At 69.6% G+C, this 204-nt stretch carries 1 protein-coding gene; it reads right to left on the bottom strand.

The genetic code is table 11. The annotated features are described in order from the left end of the window. A partial coding sequence (locus L687_RS0120615; RefSeq protein WP_031206657.1) for a serine hydrolase occupies nt 1-204 on the bottom strand: 204 nt, incomplete at both ends.

The raw sequence follows: 204 nt of genomic DNA, 5'->3' as shown, positions 1-204 counted from the left end.
CGAAGGAGTGGTGGTAACGCCATCCGGTGCCGGGTTCGAAGGCCAGTGGGAGCATGGCAAGCGCGTCCAGCCACTCCTGAGCGCCCATCGCGACCGGTTCCTGCCCTGCGGCCGTCCGGTTCCCGACCATCGCCTCCGCCAGCGGCGACGGCACGACCTGCACGCCGTATCCGGAGGTGTTCGTGAGCAGGTGCCGCAGCGTGA

The sequence above is a fragment of the Microbacterium maritypicum MF109 genome (assembly GCF_000455825.1).
Classification (GTDB): Bacteria; Actinomycetota; Actinomycetes; order Actinomycetales; family Microbacteriaceae; genus Microbacterium; species Microbacterium maritypicum_A.
This window is presented reverse-complemented; position numbering and strand designations above follow the sequence as displayed.